Below are 5639 nucleotides of genomic sequence, written 5' to 3'. Positions count from 1 at the left end.
GATAATCCCGAATTATCTAACCAATAAAGGGAGCTATCCCAATAGCGTTCTTGTTCCCTGTCATACAGGCTTATGGCCTTATTCAAGGAGAAGTCTTATGGACACACTAATACAAACGGCCAATATTAAAATCAGATCTGACCGTCCCCTCGATCCGCCGGGTCAATCTATCGTTGTCTTCCAGCAAAAACGCTTCCTACAGATGACATTTCAAACCCAAGGTTGCCGTTTCAGCGCTGGCGGGAGCTGTTCTATGTGCAACTACGGCTATGGGCGGGAACCGGATGCCGATAGACTTATGAATGAACTGCATAAGGTGTTACACGCCTGCGAAAATCGTATTGAGACCATTTTACTTGGCGCTTCCGGAAGCTTTTTGGATGAAAAAGAAATATCGCAATCATTGCGTAATCAAATCCTTCGGGCCGTGTTTCAAAGTGGAATTCCACAAATCATCATCGAGACGCATTATAAAAGCATTTCGGACAGTGTCCTGCACCGCATCTCACAGCTTTTGCCTGGCCGCAGTATTGAGCTGGAAGTTGGCCTTGAAACAGTAAATCCATGGATCGGAGAGCATATCTTAAACAAGCACATTGATTTGCTGGAATTTGAGATGATGATCGCTGCGGCACACCGTTACGGGATGACGGTAACGGTCAATTTGCTGCTGGGTATTCCATTTTTCACGGAAGCGGCACAACTCTCCGATACAAAAGCCTCCATCCGTTGGGCCATTTCAAAAAAAGCGGATTATATCATTGTATTCCCTCTTAACATACATCCATATACTCTTTTTGAATGGCTGTATCAGAAAGGCCGCATACAGCCGCCATCCTTGTGGCTGGCAGTTCGATTGCTGTCAGAGTTGGATGATTTTGAGCTGGAGCATGTGTCTATGGCCTGGTATGGAAACCGCTCCATGGACTATGGAGAAGGGCGAACATCCATCCTGCCGCAATCCTGCAGTATCTGCCGGAAGACACTTTTGCCTTTTTTTAGGGCGTTTTACATAAACAGGGATTTGAAAAGCCGAAAAAGGCAGATTGCAAATTTGCTTCATTCTTCGCTTTCCTGCAATTGCCGGGAGGAAGTTTTTCGGAAACTGTCGGCGGGTCCCGGATTTTTTGAGTCCGAATATCAGGCTGCACGGCACGACATGGAGGGATTGGTCAAAAAAGATGAATGTGTATGAAGCAATTGGCACACGTCGTAGCATCCGTCAATACGCACGCATGCCTCTTTCTGAAGAACAGATACTAAAGCTGCTCCATGCGGCGTCCCAAGCACCATCTGCGAAAAACCGTCAGCCCTGGTTCTTTTATGTTATCAACGACCCAGACATCAAGCAGAAGTTTGTTGATGCGCTTAGTAGTAACATCGACCACCTCTACCAGCGATACCGGCAGAAAAACATCCAGAGACCCGATATTTTAAGCGCAAAAAACAGCCTGCGAGCCATGGAACAAGCCGCCGTGCTTATCTTAGTCAAACTCACCTCCTGTTATGGTACCTGTCACGACGATGGCGTCGACTGGCCACTCCATGCACTGGATATTGAGGTTGCCGACCTGCTGTCCGTTGGTGCTGCAATCCAAAATATTTTACTTGCCGCCGAGGAAATGGGACTGGGGGCGCTGTGGGTCTGCGACATTTTCTACGCATATCCCGCATTGACTCGTTTTCTCCAAGAGGATGCGCCGATCGTGTCTGCCATTTGTCTCGGATATCCCGGTGAGATTCCAGACCCCCGTCCGCGACACCCAATTAATGAAATATTTACCGTACTGCGCAAAAAAGAGGAGTGAGCATTCATGTCAAATATTTATTGGGTGGGTATTCGGGAATCCGATCTTCTATCGGTGGATAGTCTATATTGCGGATCGGTTACCTTTTTCGGAAGTGGCGAAAAAGGTAACCGCTGTCTGTTTCGAGGGGAGGCTATACGGCAGGATCACAACCAAGGAAACTCTCTGTTTAACAGTTTTTATACAGAAACAATGCGGCTGATTTTACAGGAGGACACCGACGCTTTGTTTATGTTCTACAATCAGGATATGGTCTACCAAATCGATACAACTCTACTGAAGTACGTCCTTTGCCCAAATGCTCAAGATCTTTTGCGAACCCTAAACAACAAAATGCTTTGTAAATTGTGGCTGAAAGAGTTCGTCCCGTTGCTCCCCAGCGTTCAGATGTTCGGCTCGGAGGTTTCTCTGGCCAAGCTGGAAAAGCACTTTTCATGCGTTCGGGCTTTTGTAATACAACCAGATTTTTCCTCTGGCGGCCATAACACCTATTTGCTGACGGCGAAAAATGAGACCGGGATATTGAAAAAGCTGAATCCAGCTACCCTCTATACCATCTCGCCTTACAAGGAAAACGCGATACCAGTCAATGTGCATGGAATCGCCTATCAGGACGGATTTCAGCTTTACCCAGCCTCTATTCAACTGATCCAACAAAAGCAGGATCAGCTTTTATATGAAGGTGGTGATTTCCTGGCGACCCAAATGCTACCCAGCGGGATACGGGATCGTCTGTACAGTACCGCTGAACATATATCGGAGAGGCTTGTGAGCGTTGGGTACTTGGGCGTCTACGGGATTGACCTAATTGTGACGGAAAATAATATCTATTTTATGGAGATCAACCCCAGATTCCAGGCATCCACACCTGTTTTGAATTACGCACTTCAGCAGCAGGGCCGCGCCTCAATCCATCAGCGCTGCATTGAGGCGTTCCACAATGGCCATATTTGCGGCGGGTCCCGGGATATGCTGGAACTGGAAGTCAATTACAGTATATTTTCCTACACATATGACGAAGCCAACTCACAATTTTCAAAACATATCTGGAAAAAGTATTTCCCGGCCCACCAAGCCTTTTCCGTATTGGCCGATGGATACCGGCCGGAAGTTTCCGCCGCAACGGGCGCGTATCTGTTTCGGGCAATTTATACTCACAATTTAGTAAACCCGTCTCCCAAAGGCATTCGTCTGGCAGAATTGCCGACGGACTTTCCGTGTGATAGGATCGACTCCCCCATGCGCTTGAAGACTATGCTGATTAATTATGGAATTACCATTTCGGAAGATGTACTCGCCCGAATGGAGCACACCGTGCGTGAGGGAAATTTCTCAGCCGTCGATATTGACATTGAAGTGCAGGGACTCCATCTGACTGTGAACTGCCCCTATAAAACCTGGCCCAGCGAATATAGTCCTTTTGACGTCCGTATTCACGATGGCAGATTCGCACTGTTTTTCTTTGATACGCCGGTTTCGCCAGTGCAGTTTTGCTATGAAAGCCCTCTAAACCGAGCGGAAACAGTGTCAGGTGTCCGCTACTCTTCGGTTGCGTTTCTTGCGACGGACCGTCTGCGGATTAACTACCGGCCCGTGTGCTACTATAAGTCGACCGGCCTAGGCTGCTCATTTTGCAATCTCCCGGAGAAAAACCAGACCTATGGTGAGGAAGATATCCGTGAAATTGTCGACGGATATCTGCATGGCGAGGAGTTCCGCCATATTCTAATTGGTGGAGGCTCTGCAAGCCCGGACAGCCGGTTTCAAGAAATTATCCGATTAGCGGAATACTTGCGTAAAAAGACGGCTAAACCGCTGTATTTAATGTCCCTCCCGCCGAAAGATTCTGGACTGATTAGGAAACTGTATGAAGCAGGAATATCGGAAATGGCTTTTAACATTGAGATTTTTGATCGGACTTTAGCGGCCAGATATATGCCTGGAAAAGGCCTGATACCGCTGGAGAGGTATATGGACAGCCTTGCCGAAGCAACAAAATGGCTGGGGCGCTCCGGCAATGTCCGCAGCATGCTGATTATAGGTTTTGATCCAAAGGAAACTCTTCTTGAGGGAGTCAGGGCGTTGTGTGAAATCGGAGTGCAACCGATGCTGTCCGTTTTTCGCCCTATGGCAGGAACACCGCTTGAGATGATATTACCTCCAAGACTTGACGAACTTTTGGAAATATTTAAGCGTGCGGCCGATATATGTGAACGGTATGGTCTTAGGTTGGGTCCGTCCTGCCCTAATTGCCAGAATAACACCCTGAGTCTTCCGGAATGTGCTGTTCCTGTATCTTGAACACGACTTATAGATAGAGATTGACATCGTGAGGATCATTGATATTGATGTTATCTATATAGAAGTTGATCTCGTATTTTATGCCACTATCCTTCAAACGTTCACCCTCGTGCTCCATCTGCTCTAGTCCTTCCTTATTTGCTTTTTTTAATTTCAGAGTGTTGAGCCGAATGGTTTGCCAGTTCAAAATGTGTTTCTCTAGCTGCTCACTGACAGTTTGGGCAAATTTGCATAGTATGCCAACTGCAACAAGAATTTCCCAGTAATTTGCGGAAATGAACGCGATAAAATTTGAATCAGAATTATGTCGATATTCAATATGGCTGATCTGGCGGGAACAGGACCCACAGATAGTGTGATCCACATATTCAATAAATTGAATGACCTTTTCCGATTCAGTTGAGTCGATGTTGGTCTGTAACTCAATCCGTGCTGTAGGGCAGTCATAAATGCTGTCCAACAGAAGTGAACGAATTTCTGCGGAGTTGTATATGAAATCTCGTTGCTCGTAAACATTTAACTTCTGTTTCCTCACACAGGTATTGATGACTGTGTAAAGCTCCCGTAGCTTTTGATGTGGAAACAGCGCCCCTTGAACCGCCAATTTGCAAAAGAATTTCAACATTCTGAAATTCTTAGATATAATGGAAGATTGAAGTCCTAGGGAAATGCATTGATAGGCACAATCCAATTTCCGGCAAGCCAAAAACAGATTTGTCATCGGGAAGTATTCATTGATGGAGGTGTAGTAGGTGATCAGATCTTCTTGCAGGGCGAGATATTCTTCCGCTGTCAGGCAGACATTTCCCGCTTCAGCTCGGACGCCACCATCGGGAAGGTGCGCATATACACCGTAGACGTAAGGGAGTTGCTGAAAAGGCATCGTTACAACTTGGAGTTCGCATTGCTTAAATTCCATAAATTCGATATTCGTATTAACAAACTGCACATTTTTTAAAGTGCAGTTTGTGAAAACTGCGTTTTCTAGCATTGATGCCGTAAAAACACAGTCCTCAAAGCTACATGCGTCAAACAGCAGCTCCGAAACCGTGGAGCCTTTAAAGGAGACATTTTTGAAGTCTGTGCTGAAGAAGTTGGAATAGCTGAGGTTTGTGCTGCGAATTTCGACGCCATGAAAGGTTGCGTGGATAAAATGGCAGTATTGAAGATTGGATTCATCAAATATGCAATCCCTAAATTTTGTTTCAGAGAAATAGGAGCCTGTCAACGCAGAATTCAAAAAGCTTGAATTCATGACTGTGCTGTCAAAAAGACTGGTGCGCTTTAAACTTACGTCATCAAACCGGTCAGAAATTTGCAGACCGATTCCGGATTGAAAGCGACGGTTATTATTCTGGGTTAGGGCCATATATGGTTCCAGTCTGGATAAGGCTGCCTGGAGCTGCGGCTCACTGTATTGCTGAATGACGTTCATTTTTTCTTCCACAGCAGTTCCCTCCTCATTCTTTGTCATGGGTGCCGTATAGTATTGTTTGCGGCTTCAATATTCAATAATAATTCGGGATTATC

4 protein-coding genes are annotated in these 5639 nt (G+C 46.1%); 3 read left to right on the top strand and 1 reads right to left on the bottom strand.

The window, feature by feature from the left end; all coding sequences use genetic code 11:
- The 3 genes from Q0J75_RS13150 to Q0J75_RS13140 form a co-directional block, all read left to right on the top strand.
- Nucleotides 1-1195 (top strand): hypothetical protein (locus Q0J75_RS13150; RefSeq protein WP_297202281.1); only part of this gene is annotated, 1195 nt, incomplete at its 5' end.
- Nucleotides 1182-1808: a nitroreductase family protein gene (locus Q0J75_RS13145; protein WP_297202278.1), complete on the top strand. Its 627-nt coding sequence runs from the start codon at nt 1182-1184 to the stop codon at nt 1806-1808. The genes Q0J75_RS13150 and Q0J75_RS13145, both read left to right, overlap by 14 nt.
- 6 nt (nt 1809-1814) lie before the next feature.
- Nucleotides 1815-4109, top strand: a complete 2295-nt coding sequence (locus tag Q0J75_RS13140; RefSeq protein WP_297202275.1) for a radical SAM protein — start codon at nt 1815-1817, stop codon at nt 4107-4109.
- Nucleotides 4110-4116: 7 nt separating this feature from the next.
- Here the strand turns inward: Q0J75_RS13140 and Q0J75_RS13135 are convergent, their stop codons facing one another.
- Complete coding sequence (locus tag Q0J75_RS13135) at nt 4117-5556, bottom strand: pentapeptide repeat-containing protein (RefSeq protein ID WP_297202271.1); 1440 nt, start codon at nt 5554-5556, stop codon at nt 4117-4119.
- Between the last annotated feature and the right edge of the window lie 83 nt (nt 5557-5639).

The organism is uncultured Flavonifractor sp. (assembly GCF_944385615.1).
Lineage (GTDB): Bacteria > Bacillota > Clostridia > Oscillospirales > Oscillospiraceae > Flavonifractor.
Note: the sequence above shows the minus strand (reverse complement) of the source record. Positions and strands in the feature narration are given on the sequence as shown.